General features: G+C 39.3%; 16 protein-coding genes. 3 read left to right on the forward strand and 13 right to left on the reverse strand.

Features of this window, described 5'->3' with window-relative positions; all coding sequences use genetic code 11:
- Nucleotides 1-85 precede the first annotated feature (85 nt).
- Nucleotides 86-1075 (reverse strand): asparaginase, encoded by a 990-nt coding sequence (locus ACFINF_RS02435; protein WP_375619523.1) that lies wholly within the window; start codon nt 1073-1075, stop codon nt 86-88.
- Between the two features lie 219 nt (nt 1076-1294).
- Here ACFINF_RS02435 and hslV point away from each other — a divergent pair, with 219 nt between their 5' ends.
- Nucleotides 1295-1876: an ATP-dependent protease subunit HslV gene (hslV, locus tag ACFINF_RS02440; RefSeq protein WP_012754621.1), complete on the forward strand. Its 582-nt coding sequence runs from the start codon at nt 1295-1297 to the stop codon at nt 1874-1876.
- Nucleotides 1877-3187: an ATP-dependent protease ATPase subunit HslU gene (hslU, locus tag ACFINF_RS02445; RefSeq protein ID WP_375619524.1), complete on the forward strand. Its 1311-nt coding sequence runs from the start codon at nt 1877-1879 to the stop codon at nt 3185-3187.
- 18 nt (nt 3188-3205) lie between these two features.
- Here hslU and ACFINF_RS02450 read toward each other — a convergent pair whose 3' ends face one another.
- The 3 genes from ACFINF_RS02450 to rpsO form a co-directional block, all read right to left on the reverse strand.
- Entirely contained in the window at nt 3206-4201 is a 996-nt protein-coding gene (locus tag ACFINF_RS02450; RefSeq protein WP_375619525.1) for a class I SAM-dependent methyltransferase, read from the reverse strand.
- A gap of 72 nt (nt 4202-4273) precedes the next feature.
- Entirely contained in the window at nt 4274-6469 is a 2196-nt protein-coding gene (gene pnp, locus ACFINF_RS02455) for a polyribonucleotide nucleotidyltransferase (protein ID WP_375619526.1), read from the reverse strand.
- A 250-nt stretch (nt 6470-6719) separates the two neighbouring features.
- On the reverse strand, nt 6720-6989 hold the full coding sequence (rpsO, locus tag ACFINF_RS02460) for a 30S ribosomal protein S15 (RefSeq protein ID WP_005774142.1): 270 nt from the start codon (nt 6987-6989) through the stop codon (nt 6720-6722).
- Nucleotides 6990-7303: 314 nt separating this feature from the next.
- Between rpsO and ACFINF_RS02465 the strand changes: the two genes are divergently transcribed.
- Complete coding sequence (locus tag ACFINF_RS02465) at nt 7304-8932, forward strand: MFS transporter (RefSeq protein ID WP_375619527.1); 1629 nt, start codon at nt 7304-7306, stop codon at nt 8930-8932.
- 465 nt (nt 8933-9397) lie between these two features.
- On the opposite strand, the gene truB is transcribed toward ACFINF_RS02465, so the two are convergent.
- The 9 genes from truB to ACFINF_RS02510 form a co-directional block, all read right to left on the reverse strand.
- Nucleotides 9398-10360 carry a tRNA pseudouridine(55) synthase TruB gene (gene truB, locus ACFINF_RS02470; RefSeq protein WP_375619528.1) on the reverse strand — a complete coding sequence of 321 codons (963 nt, stop codon included), beginning with the start codon at nt 10358-10360 and terminating at the stop codon, nt 9398-9400.
- Between the two features lie 4 nt (nt 10361-10364).
- A complete protein-coding gene (gene rbfA, locus ACFINF_RS02475; RefSeq protein WP_375619529.1) occupies nt 10365-10772 on the reverse strand; it encodes a 30S ribosome-binding factor RbfA in 408 nt (135 codons plus the stop codon).
- Nucleotides 10773-10894: 122 nt separating this feature from the next.
- Nucleotides 10895-13414, reverse strand: coding sequence for a translation initiation factor IF-2 (infB, locus tag ACFINF_RS02480; RefSeq protein WP_375619530.1), 2520 nt, complete (start codon nt 13412-13414; stop codon nt 10895-10897).
- Nucleotides 13411-14046 (reverse strand): RNA-binding protein, encoded by a 636-nt coding sequence (locus ACFINF_RS02485; RefSeq protein WP_375619531.1) that lies wholly within the window; start codon nt 14044-14046, stop codon nt 13411-13413. The genes infB and ACFINF_RS02485 overlap by 4 nt, the downstream gene beginning before the upstream one ends.
- On the reverse strand, nt 14047-15678 hold the full coding sequence (nusA, locus tag ACFINF_RS02490) for a transcription termination factor NusA (protein WP_375619532.1): 1632 nt from the start codon (nt 15676-15678) through the stop codon (nt 14047-14049).
- A 68-nt stretch (nt 15679-15746) separates the two neighbouring features.
- Nucleotides 15747-16376: a ribosome maturation factor RimP gene (gene rimP, locus ACFINF_RS02495; RefSeq protein ID WP_375619586.1), complete on the reverse strand. Its 630-nt coding sequence runs from the start codon at nt 16374-16376 to the stop codon at nt 15747-15749.
- A gap of 127 nt (nt 16377-16503) precedes the next feature.
- Nucleotides 16504-17205: a tRNA (guanine(46)-N(7))-methyltransferase TrmB gene (locus ACFINF_RS02500; RefSeq protein WP_375619533.1), complete on the reverse strand. Its 702-nt coding sequence runs from the start codon at nt 17203-17205 to the stop codon at nt 16504-16506.
- Nucleotides 17202-18470 carry a methionine adenosyltransferase gene (metK, locus tag ACFINF_RS02505; protein ID WP_375619534.1) on the reverse strand — a complete coding sequence of 423 codons (1269 nt, stop codon included), beginning with the start codon at nt 18468-18470 and terminating at the stop codon, nt 17202-17204. The genes ACFINF_RS02500 and metK overlap by 4 nt, the downstream gene beginning before the upstream one ends.
- 130 nt (nt 18471-18600) lie before the next feature.
- Nucleotides 18601-19014, reverse strand: a complete 414-nt coding sequence (locus ACFINF_RS02510; protein WP_012754634.1) for a helix-turn-helix domain-containing protein — start codon at nt 19012-19014, stop codon at nt 18601-18603.
- Between the last annotated feature and the right edge of the window lie 104 nt (nt 19015-19118).

The following is a 19118-nucleotide window of genomic DNA, read 5'->3' on the forward strand; positions in this document are numbered from 1 at the left end:
TTAAAAGTGGACAGATGAGCGGCTTGATTTTCAAATAAATTTTGTTTTGCATGCTCTCTTCTTTAAGATAATAGATCATTTTTCATTAACTTATAGTCCAGTCATTCCAGTTTGCACGAATTTGTGCTAATGAGCGCCCTTGCGCTAAAAAAGCCCATAAAAGTAGACGCGCTTTTACGGCTGATAAATAACCAGACATGAGAGCACCAGAAGCAATCATATCGATTTCTGAGCCTTTATAGCCATAAGTTATACGAGTTGTTGAGCCATTACAACAACGACTAGCAATAATGATTGGTATTTTTTGTGCATATTGTTGTACAAGGTCTGCTTCTTGAAAACTACAGTGTCCTGCACCAAAACCAGCAATAACAACTCCAGCATAATACCCACTTTCAAGGCATAGTTTCATTAATTGTGCATCAGATGATAAAGAGGAATAGAGGAGTGCAATTTGATGATCGTGGTTTTTGGGAAGATCAAACGTTGTCGAAAAAAGTTTTTGATTATTGAAATAAATAAGTTTTCCCTCTAAAATAGTTCCTAAAATACCTGCAAGACCTGATTGAAATGTTTCGACTTTGACGGTATGGCTTTTATAGAGCCAATAAGGTGAATGGATTGTATCATTTATAACAACAAGAACGCCTCTGTTACGACTTTGTGGGGCTGCTGCGACACGAGTGGCTGCTAAAATATTGGCGGGGCCGTCCGCACCTGCTTCATGAGGCATGCGCATAGCGCCAGTTATGATAAGTGGTTCAGCTTCCTTCCAATAAAGAGAAAGAAAAAAGGCTGTTTCTTCCAGAGTATCAGTTCCTTGTGTTAAAACAATACCTTCTGCACCGGCATTTATTTGTTGTTTTGCCCACTCGATTATTTCAAAAAGAATTTGAAACGATAAAGATCCACTTGGTATTTGCATTAATGTTTGTGCATGAATATCAGCAACGTTATTTAAATCAGGAACACTTTTTATGAGGTTATCTGAAGTTAAAGTCGGTTGCATGTGACCAAAATTATCAGCAGTCATTGCAATTGTTCCACCTAAAGTCCCTATGGCTATTTTTTTCATAATTTTCCTCTAAAAGGCACAAACTGTTTATATAAAGCTATTTAGCAGTAATTTACATTGACAACAATGATATCATTTTTCCATTTTAACAAATTGAGTTATGCTGAATCATTGTGTTTTGCTGTATATGTTCTTAAATAGGACAATAGTGATTGAGTTTTACATTGTATGAAAAGAAATCAATATTAAAAAGTAAAGTTAATATTAAGGAGTCTCCTTATGACAGAACATAAGCCAGACATAATGTATGGTACAACAATTATTACGGTACGAAAAGGTGGAAAAGTCGTGATGGCCGGTGATGGTCAGGTCTCTCTTGGGCAGACAATTATGAAAGGTAATGCACGTAAAGTGCGTCGTCTTGGAAAGAACGGAGTGGTTATTGCTGGTTTTGCAGGTGCTACAGCAGATGCTTTCACATTACTGGAAAGATTGGAAACAAAGCTTGAGCAATATCCTGATCAGCTTATGCGTGCATGTGTAGAACTTGCAAAAGATTGGCGAACAGACCGCTATTTGCGTCGTCTCGAAGCAATGATGCTCGTGGCTGATAAGAAAGTAACTTTGGCTCTTACAGGGCTTGGTGATGTTTTAGAACCAGAAGATGGGGTTATGGCAATTGGCTCTGGAGGAAACTTTGCTCTTTCAGCAGCGCGTGCACTCATGGACTTGGATTTGGATGCAGAAACTATTGCTCGTAAAGCTATGGCTATTGCTGCTAAAATTTGTGTTTACACCAATGATCATTTTACGATTGAAACATTGGATGCAGAATTATCTTCTTTAGAGAAAGCTATTTAAATGTGTGTTGTATTTTCCCCTCGTGAGACTGTTTCTGAACTTGATCGTTTTATTATTGGCCAAAATGATGCCAAACGCTCTGTAGCTATCGCATTGCGCAATCGGTGGCGTAGACAACAGCTTGATGAGCCGATGCGTGAAGAAGTTATGCCAAAAAATATTTTAATGATAGGGCCAACAGGTGTTGGTAAAACTGGTATTGCGCGTCGATTAGCAAAACTTTCTGGAGCACCCTTTGTTAAAGTAGAAGCGACTAAATTTACTGAAGTTGGTTATGTGGGACGTGATGTTGAGCAAATTATTCGAGATCTTGTTGAAATTTCGATTTCTCTTGTGCGTGAAAAGAAACGAGATGAAATAAAAGAAAAGGCTCACGTGAATGCTGAAGAGCGCGTTTTAGATGCCCTTGTTGGTAAAACAGCCAGCCCCGCTACCCGTGATAGTTTTCGCAAAAAATTGCGTGAAGGTGAATTAGATGAGAAAGAGATTGAAATTGAAGTAGCCGATAATAATAGCAATAGTGCTTCAACCTTTGATATTCCTGGTATGCCTGGAGCACAAATGGGTATTATGAATTTATCAGATATTTTGGGCAAAATGGGCAGTCGTACAAAAGTCCGTAAGACGACAGTAAGGGATGCTTTTAAGCCGCTTATTGATGATGAATCTGAAAAGCTCCTTGATCAAGATCAAATTATTCAAGAAGCACTTCGTGTTGCTGAAAATGACGGGATTGTTTTTATTGATGAGATTGATAAAATTGCAACTAGGGATGGTGGAGCCAGTGCTGCCGTTTCGCGTGAGGGCGTTCAACGTGATCTTTTGCCTTTGGTTGAAGGAACAACGGTTAGTACAAAATATGGGCAAATCAAAACAGATCATATTCTTTTTATTGCCTCAGGTGCATTTCATGTTTCTAAGCCATCTGATTTATTACCGGAACTTCAAGGACGTTTACCCATCCGTGTGGAGCTCAACCCTTTAACAAGAGAAGATTTACGGCGCATTCTAACGGAACCAGAAGCTAGTTTGATTAAACAATATATTGCTCTTATGGCAACAGAAGAGGTTCATTTGGAAATTACTGATGATGCAATTGATGCTTTAGCAGATATTGCTGTAGATTTAAATGCAAGGATTGAAAATATAGGGGCACGTCGTTTGCAAACAGTGATGGAGCGCGTTTTGGATGAAATTTCTTTCACGGCACCTGATAAAGCTGGAACATCGTTTACAATTGATGCCGCTTATGTGAGAAAATCTATTGGCGAGCTTGCTGCTGATATCGATCTTTCACGTTTTATTCTTTAGAGTTATCACTTGTTTTCTTTATCTGCGCGCTTCGATAATTTTGAAACCATGGGCTTCTTCATGTATCAACACTGTGCGGAAAATATTTTTTAATAATGTTTCATAAGGCAGGTGGCGGTTTGCAACAAAAAGCAGACTGCCGCCTGGTTTTAGGCACTTTGCAGCATTTATAATAAAATTTTTTCCTAATGAAATATCTGTCGTTTGTTGCGTGTGAAACGGTGGGTTTGAAATGATTGTGTCATACAGATTTGTGATAGGTTCATGCACAAGGTCGTGCCAATAAAAATGAATTGAAAAAGGAGCTGTTATGGATTTAAGGTGCTGTTTTGCTGCTCTCAAAGCGTTGTAGTCTGCTTCATAAAGGTCGAGAGCGGTGAGTTTTTCACTTCTTTCAAGCGCAACGTGAGAAAGATAGCCCCATCCAGCACCAAAATCAGCCGTTTTTCCAGAAATAACTTTGAGCATATAAGAAGCAAGTGCAGCAGATCCTGGATCAATACGTCCGTGTGAGAACATACCAGAAGTGGTTTGAAATTTACCAAAATTGAGCGGTGGTGAGCGCAATTGTGCAATGTTATGTCCCCCAATTTGTTGAGGAACTTGTAACCAAAATACAAGACCATGATTTTTAGACAGTTTGTTGGTGATGGGAACAATTGTTTTGACCCACTTCATCATTGAAGCAGCACCAGCAGTTTTATTCCCACTGATTACAATCCATCCATTGGGTTTAACGCATTCTAATAAATCAAGAAAACAATTTTGGTTAAAACCACGATATTTGCTCAAATGTAAAAATGCACCATCATAGCTGAAGGTTTTATCTATTTGAGGAGAGCAGTGAAATTGAGTATCGATAAATTTTAAAAAATCTGGTCGCCAAGGCGTAATAACTTTTAAATTCTGTGCCCATTCTGGAGCTGGGATTTCTGTTAAACCGAAACTTAACCAACATTGGTTTGGATCAGGATACGGGAGTTCATAATTTTCAAAAGGCAAAAATAATAACACATATGACTCTTTCAAAGAAAAATGCCACTCCAATGTTGGGATGGCATTTCATGATACGATAAGAGGAAAAACTTACTCTTCTTTTTTCTTACGGCGGCGCTTATTTTCAGGTTGTTTTTTTTCATCCACGCACTTTTCTTCATTCATCACTTTATCAGCGGTGATTTCCTTTCCGGTTTTTTGATCAACTACCTTCATTGATAACCGAACTTTTCCACGTTCATCAAAGCCCATTAATTTAACCCAAACTTTGTCACCTTCCTTCACAATATCGGTTGTTTTGGTGACGCGTTCTGATGCAAGCTGAGAGATATGAACGAGTCCATCACGAGAACCAAAGAAGTTTATAAATGCACCAAATTCTGCAGTTTTTACAACTGTTCCTTGGTAGATAGCACCAATTTCAGGCTCATCGACAATAGAATGGATCCAGCGTTTTGCTGCTTCAATGGTTTTAGCATCAGCAGAAGCAATTTTAATGGTACCATCATCTTCAATATTAATTTTTGCTCCAGTTTGTTCCACGATTTCCCGAATAACTTTACCACCAGAGCCGATAACATCACGGATTTTATCGACAGAAATATTCATAACTTCGATTCGTGGAGAAAATTCACTCAGCTCAGCACGTGCACTGGTTAAAGCTTTTGCCATCTCATTGAGGATATGGATTCGTCCACCTTTGGCTTGTTCAAGCGCGATTTTCATAATCTCTTCGGTAATACCATCAATTTTGATATCCATTTGTAAGGCAGTAATACCATTTTCTGTTCCTGCGACTTTAAAATCCATATCTCCAAGATGATCTTCATCCCCTAAAATATCAGACAGAACAACAAAGCGTTCTCCTTCTTTAATCAAGCCCATAGCAATACCAGCAACAGGGCGTGCTAGAGGAACGCCGGCATCCATGAGAGCAAGTGAGGTCCCACAAACCGTTGCCATAGAAGAAGATCCATTGGATTCAGTGATTTCTGAGACAGCACGAATAGTATAAGGAAAAGATTCTTTCGTTGGCAACATGGGGTGAATTGCTCGCCATGCCAATTTGCCATGTCCAATTTCACGACGACCAGGAGAACCAAGGCGTCCCGTTTCACCCACTGAAAATGGTGGGAAATTGTAATGGAGAAGGAATGTTTCCTTATACATTCCCGTTAAGGAATCAACATATTGTTCATCTTCACCAGTTCCTAGTGTTGCAACGACAATAGCTTGTGTTTCTCCGCGGGTAAAGAGTGCTGATCCATGTGTGCGGGGTAAAATACTTACTTCTGATTGGATAGGGCGCACGGTAGAAAGATTGCGTCCATCAATCCGCTTTTGGGTATCAAGAATATTCCCGCGAACAACTTTTGCTTGCAACTGTTTAAATACGGTTGCAATTTGATCTGCACTAAACTTACAGTCTTCTTCTGTTTCGGGCATAAATTTATTGAGGATTTCTGTCTTTAGTGCATCAATTGCAGCATAACGTTCTTGCTTATCAGTAATTGTGTAAGCCTTTCGTATATCCTGTTCTGCCATTTTCTGCATTGCTTCTTCAAGTTCAGAAAGATCTTCAGGAACAAAATCACGAGGATCTTTTGCAGCAACTTCAGCAAGCTTTATAATGGCATCAAGGACAGGTTGAAGGCCTTTGTGACCAAACATCACGGCACCCAACATGATATCTTCCGGTAATTCTTGCGCTTCTGATTCAACCATCAAAACAGCACTTTCTGTTCCAGCAACAACAAGATCAAGTTTTGATTCAGGCATTTCATCAATATGAGGATTGAGAACATATTGTCCATTACAATAGCCAACGCGGGCACCAGCTATAGGCCCCATGAAAGGAACACCTGACAGGGTCAATGCAGCAGAAGATGCAATCATCGCAAGGATATCGGGATTATTTTCGAGATCATGCTGTATAACGGAAACAATAACTTGTGTATCATTTTTATATCCCTCAACGAAAAGGGGACGAATTGGGCGATCAATCAAACGTGAAACTAAAGTTTCATTTTCACTTGGTCGACTTTCACGTTTTAAATAGCCCCCAGGTATTCTACCAACAGCATAGGATTTTTCTTGATAATTAACAGTGAGTGGAAAAAAATCCTGGTCTGGTTTTGGACTTTTGGCTGATACAACGGTTGCTAAGACAATAGTTTCTCCATAGGTAGCAATCACTGCACCATCAGCTTGACGTGCTATTTTCCCTGTTTCAAGGGTGAGAGGACGCCCAGCCCATTCAATTTCTATCTTGTGCGTTTTGAACATTTTTTATCCTTAATGACCAGTGTTTAAATCTTTGATTGCTCACATTCTGGTTTTGCGTAGCATATTTCCAAGCTCTGGGGTGGACAACATACTTTTTATCTTTGTTACGAGAAGAGAGAAGTAAACTGCCTTAAATGCGAAACGATGAGCAGTCCTATCCCATAATAACTTGTCAGTTTTTAAATTTTTTAATTAAAAGCAACACGTTGAAAAAATGGGTGGTTTTTTTAACACCACCATCATTTTTCTTTTAGCGACGCAAACCTAACTTCTTGATAAGTGTCTGATAACGATTTTGGTCAACTCCTTTAAGATAATCAAGAAGGCGCCGGCGTTGAGACACCATCTTCAAAAGACCACGACGAGAATGATTATCTTTTTTGTGAGATTTAAAGTGGTTTGTTAAATTAGAAATACGTTCAGAAAGTACAGCAATCTGCACTTCCGGTGATCCTGTATCACCAACTTTATTTGCGTATTCTGCGACAAGAGCTTGTTTACGTTCAGCTGTAATCGACATCGTATTATCCTTTCCAAAAACGAAGAAACATAAAGTCACCCATAGCCGAGATGTCGTTCAGCAAGGGTCTGTGAGGAAACAAGAAGAGTCGAAGACTCTTACCCATTTTCGTCCTTATATAGGAAAGAAGGTTAAAATACTAGTCCTTGACAGCATTTTGAAGTCTTTCTTTAAATAAAAGCTTTTGTTTTGAAAGATTGATTTAAATAGAGTTTTATGAGAAGTCTTTTAAAGAATTATGCATCCTTTTGATACAAAGATTATGAGCGTGTGTGTGGTAACAAAGATGATAAATACCGATTTGGAGGAAAAAGATGCAGAGCATTTCAACATTAAAACTTTTTCGTAATTCGGTATTTCGAAATTTATGGTTATCTACTCTTATTTCTAATTTAGGGGGGCTGATACAGGCTGTTGGAGCAGGGTGGTTAATGGCGTTGATTAGTTCTTCGCATTCCATGGTTGGGCTTGTTCAAAGTGCCACAACATTACCACTTGTTATGTTTTCTTTGATGGCAGGGGCATTAGCGGATAATTTTAATCGGCGTCAAATTATGTTGTGTGCGCAGATTATGATGATGGTCATATCCATGAGTTTATCTGTTTTAGCCTATATGGGATTTCTAACACCTTGGCTTTTGTTATGTTTTACGTTTTTGATTGGATGTGGCACAGCTTTTTATAATCCTTCTTGGCAAGCAACGATAGGAGATATTGTGAGCAGGGAAAATATTCCTGCTGCTGTTAGTTTGAATAGTGTAGGCTTTAATTTGATGCGGAGTGTTGGTCCTGCTATTGGCGGTGCCATCATTGCAACTTTGGGGGCATCTGCTGCTTTTTTGTTTAATGCTATAAGCTATATTCCTCTTATCGGTGCGTTATTTTTCTGGAAGTCGAATTATAAAAAAAACTCATTGCCACGAGAAAGGCTGTTAGGAGCTGTCTCAGATGGTTTGCGTTATGTTGCGATGTCACCTAATCTCCTGAGTATTATGGTTCGAGCGTTCCTTTTTGGTATAGGAGCTATTTCTATTTTAGCACTTTTGCCAATTGTTGCGCATAAAGTTCTTGGAGGAAGTGCCCTTCTTTATGGTACATTGCTGGGTTGTTTTGGGTTAGGAGCCATGACAGCAGGTATTATTAATGCAGTTGTACGGCATCATTTTCGTTCAGAAACAATTATTGCAAGTGCATTTATTGGTTTCGCCTTTTCTTGCTTTTTATTGGGAATCAGCCGTTCACTAATTATAAGCCATATTGCTTTATTTCCTGCAGGTTTATGTTGGGTTTTGGCATTATCATTGTTTAATACATCTGTACAACTCTCTACACCACGCTGGGTTGTTGCACGTTCTTTAGCACTTTATCAAACGGCGTCTTATGGGGGGATGGCTATTGGAAGTGCAATCTGGGGAGGCTTAGCTGATGGTTATTCTCCAACAATTGCTTTGAGTATTTGTTCTCTATTTTTGATTTTTGGTGCTCTTGCGGGGGTAAAATTTAGAATTCAAGAAATTCCTCAGATAGATTTAAATCCTCTTGATCATTTTAGAGAGCCGGAACTATTACTCGACCTCAAAGCAAGAAGTGGCCCGATCATGATAATGATTGATTATCAAATTCATGAAAATGATCTCGAAGAGTTTCTCAAAGTGATGACGCGTCGACGCCATATCCGGTTACGTGATGGTGCGCGTCAGTGGGTCCTTTTACGAGATCTTGAAAGACCTGAATATTGGACAGAGGCTTATCATATGCCAACATGGGTAGATTATTTACGCCATAATCATCGTCGTACAAAAGCGGATGCAGAAGTCAATAAGCGTTTGCGTCATTTAAATTGCGCTCCTAACGGCATAAGAGTGCACCGTATGATTGAACGCCAAACAATACCCCAAGCCAATGAAATGCTTTTAAAAGTCTCCTCTGATCATCTCCCTTAGGGTTAAAACAGTTTTTGTAAAATATTAAATATGGTTAATATTATTTCGATCGATTTGTTAGCATAATCATAACAAAAAATTGCTATTTTAATAGTTAATAAATTGATTTACAATAATTGTTTGTCGTTTTCCATGTTGAGTTATAGTCCTAAAAATCTTAAGCTTTTCTCGTTTCAAATCTATTTAGAGTAAATCAGTCCAAATCTTCGCTTGCACATTACAAATGAGGGTTAAAGTGTGAGTAAAAGACGATAGAATGAGAAATAAAAAGCCTCTTATGAATCCTTTTAAATGCAAGGATTGTTGCGACATTAAGAGGAAAAAGTGTGTGATGGTGTTAGCTTATAGCACTGACTTAAATTTTGATATGAATATGGTAAATATAGACAATGAAAAGTACCATATTTTCCTTAATTGATAGAGAAAAATATCTTTTCGCAAAAGGTAGGTGTGGAAAAGAATCGATTAAATTGTGAAAATCCGCTTCGGTTTAAATAAACCCTTGTCAAGGGTGCCAATGGCAAGAAGTTGTTCTTTATAGAGGACAAAAATCTCATCTTGGTCAAGAGGTACTTTGTGATGACTTAAGAGGATAGAATGACCCTTTATAATTCTCTGTGCTTGAGTTTCATTAAGGATATAGTGAGGGAGGCAATCCAATGCAGCGCTTGTTTCAATTAAGAGCTCATCGAGTGTTGTGAAGTTTTTTTCAAAAGAACGATTATTTTCATCTGTAGTGTTTTTATTTTGCGGAACGGCTGCTTTTAGTTCGTCCCATGTAATGAGATCTTCTTCATCAAAAGGTGCGACAGAAATACGCCTTAAATCAGCAATATGCCCATAGCAACCTAGATCACGTCCCATATCGCGCGCTAAAGAGCGCACATAAGTTCCTTTTCCGCAGGTTATTTCAAAGACAGAGTGCTCTTTGGTAGGCATTTCTAATAATTTGAAAGTTTCTATTTCCACTTCACGGGGCGGAATTTCAACAACTTCCCCTTCACGCGCTAAATCATAGGCACGATTTCCAGCAATTTTTATTGCTGAAAATTGCGGAGGCGTTTGCAAAATAATACCTGTATATTGAGGAAGAAGAGCAAGTATTTCTTCTTGTGTTGGACGTTTGAGAGAAGTTTTCGTTATTTCGCCCTCTAGATCATCTGTTGAACGCTCTTCTCCCCAAGCGATATGAAAACGGTAAGTTTTTTTGCCTTGCATCACGTAAGGGACGGTTTTGGTTGCTTCGCCCAATGCAATGGGAAGGAGACCAGAAGCAAGAGGATCAAGTGTTCCTGCATGCCCTGCCTTTTGTGCATGAAAGAGCCATTTGATTTGTGAGACAGCTTCTGTTGATTTCATTCCTTTTGGTTTATCAAATATGACCCAGCCAGAAACAGGACGCCCTTTTTTTTTGTGTTGCCGCGCCATATCTTTAATCCTCATCTTTATCACTATAGTGAAGATCGCGAGCAACTTCAGGCGAGCGAAGGAGGGCATCAATTTTTGAAAAATTATCAAAACTATTATCAAGTCGGAAACGCAGTTCAGGCATATATTTCATTTGTCGCAACGCATGACTGATTTCTCCACGGAGAAAACGACTATGTTTATTGAGGGTATCAACAACATCGGTATGAGAAGCATTTTTAAGAGTGCTGAGAGGTGATACAAAGCAAGTAGCAATTTTTAAATCTGGTGACATGCGTACTTCAGAGATAGAAATAACAATATCTTTCAAGATATCATCAAGCAAAATATCACGCTGTAATATATGCGCTATTGCATGACGTACTTGCTCTGCTACTCTAAGCTGCCGTTGTGATGGCCTTGCATTTTTCATCAAAGTTTTATCCTTGCTACAATATCTCTTTTTTTGACCATTTAGATAAGGAAAAAGAGATATTGTGTATAAAACCTAATAACTTTCTTCATTTTACAACAGAGTAAAGTTACTGGATTATTTTATAATGTACGATTAATATGTTCGATACGGAAGATCTCAATGATGTCTCCTGCGCGCATGTCTTCATAATTTTCAAAGGCTATTCCACATTCTTGACCACTTTGCACTTCATTGACTTCATCCTTAAAGCGCTTGAGTGTTTTCAGCTTTCCTTCGTGAATAACGATATTATCGCGGATGAGGCGAACACCGGCTCCTCGTTCTATTTTACCTTCTGTAACACGACATCCTGCAACTTTTCCAATTTTTGTAATGTTAAAGACTTCTAGAATTTCAGCATTACCAAGGAAAGTTTCACGCTGTTCTGGTGAGAGTAATCCAGACATGGCAGACTTGATATCGTCAACAAGATCATAAATGATGTTGTAATAACGAATTTCAATTCCTTGTGTTTTAGCAAAATCACGTGCTTGCTTATTGGCTCGAACATTAAAGCCAATTACAGCAGAGTTAGAAGCTTCCGCAAGAGAAATATCACTTTCGGTGATCCCTCCAGCACCAGAATGTACAATACGCGCACGAACCTCATCATTTCCGAGTTTTTCCAATGCTGAAGCGATTGCTTCAATTGATCCTTGCACATCCCCTTTTATAATAAGAGAAAATTCCTTAACACCAGTCGTTTGCAATTTTGTCATCATCTGCTCAAGAGAACCACGCGAACCAGTTTGCCGCGCAACAGCTTTATCACGTGCTAATCGCTGACGGTATTCAGAAATTTCACGTGCTTTTGCTTCATGTGTGACAACAGCAAAACGATCTCCGGCTTGTGGCGTTCCTTGCATGCCTAAAATTTCAATCGGTGTAGAGGGAACGGCTTCTTTGACATGGCGGCCATGGTCATCAATCAAAGCACGCACACGACCCCATTCATTTCCGGCAACTATAATATCAGAAGGGTGTAATGTACCTTTTTGAACAAGAACTGTTGCAACAGATCCACGTCCGCGATCCAATTTGGCTTCAATGATAACGCCCTCTGCAGTTCGTTGAGAATCTGCTTTCAGATCAAGCATTTCAGCCTGAAGAAGGATAGCTTCCAGAAGTTTATCAAGATTTTGACCGGTTTTAGCAGAAACTTCAACGTCCAAAGTTTCTCCGCCCATAGTTTCGACAAACACTTCATGTTGTAAAAGTTCTGTACGCACTTTTTGTGCATTCGCAGCTGGTTTATCAATTTTGTTGATCGCAACAATGATAGGTACACCAGCGGCTTTCGCATGATTGATTGATTCAATTGTTTGGGGCATAACACTATCATCAGCGGCTACAACGAGAACAGCAATATCGGTAACACGAGCTCCACGTGCACGCATAGCCGTAAATGCAGCATGTCCTGGTGTATCAATAAAGGTAATTTTTTGACCGTTTTGTTCTACTTGATAGGCACCAATATGCTGTGTAATACCTCCTGCTTCGCCAGAAACAACATTTGCTTTACGAATAGCATCCAAAAGAGAAGTTTTTCCGTGGTCAACATGGCCCATAATGGTTACAACAGGGGGGCGCTGCTGCATATTTTGAGGATTATCTGTTATATTAAAGATACCTTCCTCTACGTCAGATTCTAAAACACGTTTAACAGTATGGCCAAATTCAACAGCGATGAGTTCGGCAACATCTGCATCAATAACATCGCCAGGTTTCATCATTTGTCCTTGTTTCATCAAGAATTTAATCACATCAACAGAACGCTCAGTCATACGTTGTGCGAGCTCTTGAATGGTAATCGTTTCAGGAAGAACAACTTCGCGAGAAATTTTTTCTCTTGGTTCTTGATTTTGTGCACGCTTAAACTTTTCCTGTCTACGCCGCATTGCAGCCATTGAGCGTCCACGTGCGCTTCCTTCTTCATCCAGTGCACTATTCAGAGTTAGCTTTCCACGTCGCCGCTCATCAGCCCCTTTGACAATTTTTGGTACACGTATTTCTGATTTAGCAGGATTAGCACGTCGACTATGCCGTTCTTCCTCTTTATTTTCATCTATTTTGCGTTTTTCACCCACGATCGCGTTTTTAGGCGCAATAGGAATATCGGTCTGTTCAATGAGAGGGGGAACAGGTAGAGCCTGTACAGGCGATATTTCTTCTTCTTGTTGGAGATGTATTTCTTTTTCTTTAATTTCTTGCTGCAAAATTTCTTCACGCTCTTTAGCGCGTCTTGCTTCTTCTTCGGCTTGTTCTTGCGTTATTCTTTCTTGGATATGTGCTTCTTCTAATGCGCGAAGTCTCGCTTCCATTTCAGTCGATGAAAGATTGCTTTTGGTTACAGATTCTTGAGGCTTCTTTCCTTCAAAACGCGGTTTAGAGCGCTGGGGGGCCACATGCGGCTTTGTAATGGGCTGTGGGGTTTCAGCTTTTTCATCAGGTCGCGTAATTTTACGCCGTTTGGTTTCGACAACGACAGCCTTCGTACGGCCATGGCTAAAATTTTGCTTGACCGTGCTCGTTTCCAAGACAGACCGCTTGAGAGTTAGTGTCTTCTTGACTGTTGTTTTGTCGTTGTTATTTTCACTCATTGTATTTCCTTCACGGCTTGTGCCGTCATCTCACTAGGCTTACTATGCTTGTCGTCACGATAGCTGATCAATTTATATGTCGTTTTGAGAAATCCTTCAGCAGCTTTTGTGTCCAATAAAGCCGCGTGCATTACAGGATTAGAGCCAAAAGCCACTCGCATTTCATCACTTGTAAATAAAGATATGGTTTTTATAGTCCGATGTGTTTGTTGTTGTATTGAATGAATGGCCTGTGCAATTTTTCGTTTCCCATCTTCTGTTGTTTCTTTAGCATGAAGTACAAGAATAACTTTACCAGAGCGGATAGCAGCATCAACCTTTGTTGCTCCCATAACAATTGCTCCCGCTTTTCGTGCCATGGAAAGGCTTGAAAGAGCAGCTTTTAGTAAAAGCGTATCAACAACATGCACAAGATTTGGTGCAACCTCAACATCTGTTTTAAAATTTCTATGAAAAGCTTTCTGTTTGATTGCTTTCTCAATAACAGCATGATGGGCAGAAATCCAAACGCCACGCCCTGGTAAATTTGCTTTAAGATCAGGAACAATTTGGTTATTGGGACCAATAACAAAACGGATCAGCGTTTGTGCTGAAGCATTTTTTCTGGTCACAATGCAAGTCCGTTCATTCATTTAAAATGTATCCACATCCAAATCATCTGTTTTTTCATTTTCTGCAGAATTTTCATCTTCTACAGGATTTTCTGTAACAAGATCAGCTTGGTCTATCCAGCCTGCTTGTACACGTGCGGCTAAAACCATAGCTTCTGCATCCGCGCGTGTAATGTCAAAAGGGGTTAAAATACCAGAAAAATTCTGTGTTTGACCTTCTTTGCGTTCTCTCCAACCAGCTAAATCATCAACGGCATAGCCAGCAAAGTCTTCTATTGTTTTTACACCATCCTCACCCACAGCAACCAACATAGCACTTGTCATTCCAGGAAGTGTTCGCAATTCGTCAGAAACTCCGAGTTTTTTGCGTTTTTCATCAAGTTCTTTTTCTTGATGATCAAGATACTCGCGGGCACGACTTTGGATTTCAGCGGCAGTATCATGGTCAAAACCATCAATAGAAGCGATTTCTTCAAGATCAATATAGGCAATTTCTTCAATAGAAGAAAAACCCTCTGATGCCATAACCTGTCCGATCATTTCGTCAACCTCTAAGGCTTCCATAAACAATTTACTCCGTTCAGTAAATTCTTTTTGACGATTTTCAGATTCTTCCTTTTCCGTTAAAATATCAATGTTCCATCCTGTTAGTTGCGAAGCTAAGCGAACATTTTGTCCACGTCGTCCAATAGCAAGGCTAAGTTGATCATCTGGCACAATAACTTCAATCCGTTCAGCATCTTCATCAAGGATGATTTTAGAAACTTCAGCAGGTTGCAGTGCATTAACGACAAATGTTGCCGCATCAGGCGACCAAGGAATAATATCGATTTTTTCGCCTTGTAATTCAGCAACAACAGCTTGTACACGACTTCCTCGCATTCCAACGCATGCTCCAACAGGATCAATGGAACCATCGCGTGAAACAACGGCGATTTTAGCCCGTGAACCTGGATCACGAGCAACAGATTTTATTTCTATAATACCATCATAAATTTCTGGCACTTCCATAGTGAAAAGTTTTACCATAAATTGGGGATGTGTGCGTGAAAGGAAAATTTGCGGACCACGCGTTTCACGGTGTACATCATTAACAAAAGCACGAATACGATCCCCATAGCGGAATGATTCACGAGGAATTAATTCATCACGGCGTACAATAGCTTCACCGCGCCCGAGATCAACGATAACGTTACCATATTCCACACGCTTAACTGTACCAGAAATAATTTCACCAACTTTATTTTTGAATTCTTCATATTGCTGATCACGCTCTGCTTCACGTACTTTTTGTACAATAACCTGTTTAGCAGATTGTGCTGCGATACGTCCAAAATCCATAGGAGGTAAAAGGTCAGCAAAAAAATCACCAATTTTTGCTTCTGCTTGATGTTTAAGAGCATCAGACAAAGTTATTTCCGTTGTATAGTCTTCAACGACATCAACGATTTTAAGCAGGCGCTGTAATTTAATTTCACCTGTTTTAGAATTGATTTCAGCACGGATATTGGTTTCTTGACCATAACGAGAACGTGCTGCTTTTTGAATAGCATCAGCCATTGCAGAAATGACAATTTCACGGTCGATTGACTTTTCACGTGCAACAGCATCTGCAATTTGCAGAATCTCAAGCCTGTTAGCGCTTGTAGCCATCAATTTTCTCCTTCTTTGTGCCACACGATGGGTATTTCCCAGTGATATTATTTTTTGAAATTGAGCGTCTATATAGAGTCGTTAGCTTTCTCTTCAGCAATGAATTGTTGACTTAAATCTTTATTTTTTTTCAATGCATCGCGAATAAGCTCATCGGTAAGCACTAAATGCGCATTTATGATATCACAAAAGGAAATAGGGGTATACATGGCTTCTCCATAAGCAGCTTTATCAGTATTTAAAATAAATCCATCTTGCGTGATAGTTGTAAGTGTCCCGCGAAATTTTCGGCGCCCATCGATTGTTATTTTGGTTTCAATTTTTGCAAGATGTCCTTGCCAAAGAAAAAAATCAGATTTTCTTACCAATGGACGATCAATTCCAGGTGATGAGATTTCTAAATGATATTTGCGTTCAATAACATTTTGCACATCAAGGAGGGGAGAAACAGTGCGACTAACAGTTTCACAATCTTCTACGGTCATAGAACCATTGGCACGTTCAACCATAATTTGAAGTGTTAAACCATTTTGACCAAGAAGTTTCACACGAACCAAACGAAAACCTAAAGGTTTAAGTAGTGGTATGACAAGAGCAGCAACCTGTGCTTCGATACCATCTTCTTCAAACAGGCGTGGTTCGTCAAGATTGCTTATTTTTTCAGCTTCGTTCATACATTTTATCCAAGTTGTTTTCATCAGTTTTATGATATTAAAAAAGAGCGGGTCCAACGGCCCACCCTTCATCATAAGACCAAGAATTTAACTATTGATACTCTTAAATTCAAAATTTTTCAAGTTGTTTATGAGAAAAGCGCTTGATCATTTATTTCTTGATAAAGGTAAGATAGGCAGGCGTTCGTCCTTCGCGTAAAGCTTTTGCTTCATAGCGGGTTCCTTTCCATAGTGGATAAGGGAGCTTCCAGTCTTGAGGGCTTTCTGCTTTCCATTCAAAGTGATCATGTTGTGTACAATGGTACAAAGTCCAGTTTACATAACTGTCTATATCGCTAGCAAAGCGAAAAATTTTCCCTATTTTAAGAACACGAGCAAAACGGTTAAGATTTTTTGTGTTGATGAAACGTCGTTTCCAGTGTTTCTTTTTCGGCCAAGGATCAGGATAGAAGAGGTCTATTCCATCAAGCGAGTTATCAGGGAGCCAATCAAGGAGGCGTGTAGCATCATCATTATAGAGGCGAAGATGATTTTGATAGTTTTGATGCTGTTCAAGAGACAACAATATTTTTGCCATGCCATTGATAAAGGGCTCGACGCCGATAAAACCGGTTTTTGGAAAATATTCCATTTCATGAAGTAAATGTTCACCTCCACCAAAGCCGATTTCAAGTCGAATTTCTCTTACTTTGCTTGAAAATAAGGATTTCAGGTTTGAGGGAGGAGGGACATTTAAATCAATATTAAAATTGGGGAGAAACATTTTTATACGTGTAAGCTGACTGTTTCGAAGTTGTTTTCCTTGGCGGCGTCCAAAAAATGCTTCACTCTTGCGTGTATGATATTTAATCATGGGGTTTGGATCATTGTTTGAAGCGTTTTCACGAGATCAGTTTTTTCCCATGAAAACGAACCATCGTGTTTTGGTTTTCGCCCAAAATGACCATAGGCAGCTGTTTTTGCATAAATAGGTTTATTGAGGTCAAGATGTTTTCGAATGCCGGTAGGTGAAAGGTCCATTATTTTGCGAATGGCTGCTTCAATAACTTTTTCATCAACTTTTCCTGTTCCATGAAGATTAAGATAAATAGATAAAGGTTGTGCAATACCAATTGCATAAGAGAGTTGAATGGTGCATCGCTCTGCTAAACGAGCCGCAACAATATTTTTAGCCAGATAGCGTGCCGCATAGGCAGCAGAACGATCAACTTTTGTTGTATCTTTTCCTGAAAAAGCACCGCCTCCATGGGGTGCTGCGCCTCCATAAGTATCCACAATAATTTTGCGTCCTGTTAATCCGGCATCGCTTTGAGGACCACCAATGACAAATTTTCCTGTTGGGTTAATATACCAACTGCATTGAGCTGCAATGGGAATGTCATGTAAAGCTTGATGAATGTAAGGTTCAACCACTGTACGTACCTTGTTGGAATCCCAGCTTTCATCGAGGTGCTGCGTTGAAAGAACAATGGATGTGACCTCTATCGGTTTTCCATTTTTATAGCGTATGGTTATTTGGCTTTTAGCATCTGGTCCTAATTTTCCAGCTTCTCCCTCTCCTTTATGACGGGCTGCGGCAAGAAGTTTGAGAATTTTATGCGCATAATAAATTGGTGCAGGCATGAAGTCAGGTGTTTCACGGCAAGCATATCCAAACATGATGCCTTGATCACCTGCTCCTTCTTCACCATGCCGATCCGTAGCATTATCAACCCCTCTTGCTATGTCAGCTGATTGAGGGCGCAAAAGAACATCAATTTTAACAGTTTTCCAATGGAATCCTGCTTGTTCATAGCCAATGGTACGAATAGCACGGCGCGCTGCTATACGAAAACGCGTAGGATTAATGAGTGGAAAGCCAGTTTCATCATAGATAAATTCTTTATTTTTATCTTTTTTTAATAGCGTATCGGGAACACGCACTTCACCAGCGATAACAACACGGTTGACACTGACGAGAGTTTCACAGGCAACGCGTATTAACCATGGATCAGTACCAGTCTTTTCAGCTTCTTTATAGATCATATCAACGATTTCATCGGAAATACGATCACAAATTTTATCAGGATGTCCTTCCGATACTGATTCGCTCGTAAAAAGATAATCTTGATGCGGCATAGGAACTCCTTCAAAAAAGAAAATCAACGATTTAATTAATTGCTTACTAAAGTTGTTACGATTTGCTAATTCTACAGCAAATCGTCAATGAAAATTTATATGAATAAAAGAGAAAAGATATAATTTTAATTTATAGCTTATTTGTCAAATCTTCCTCAGAAAGTGCTTTTGCCAAATCAATAATTTTTCGACGCACTTTAGCATCAGATATATTTGTAAAAGCGCGCATGAGCTGAATCCCTTCGCTGCTAGAACAAAAGTCTATAAAATTGTGATCACTTTCAGCAAAACCCTCTACTTGTTGGGAGGTAATACCTTTATCAAAAAAGTAAGAAACAGGAACATCCATAATTTCTGCTATCGCTTGAAGACGACTGGCACCAATACGGTTTGTTCCTTTTTCATATTTTTGGATTTGCTGAAAAGTAATTCCTAATTTTTCACCGAGTTTCTCTTGAGTGAGTCCTAAAATATTACGACGTAAACGGATACGAGTTCCAACATAGATATCTATAGGGTCAGGTTTTTTTCTAGTTTCGGTCATAATGCAACTCTTTATTTCCAGCACTTTTCTTCTAAACCAACATCATATTTATGCGCAGCTGATTTATCATATAATTAAAATAATATGTAATATTTTTTCCCAAT

Origin of the sequence: Bartonella sp. TS25HLJMH (assembly GCF_042193505.1) — a bacterium.
In the GTDB taxonomy this organism is placed as follows: Bacteria; Pseudomonadota; Alphaproteobacteria; order Rhizobiales; family Rhizobiaceae; genus Bartonella; species Bartonella grahamii.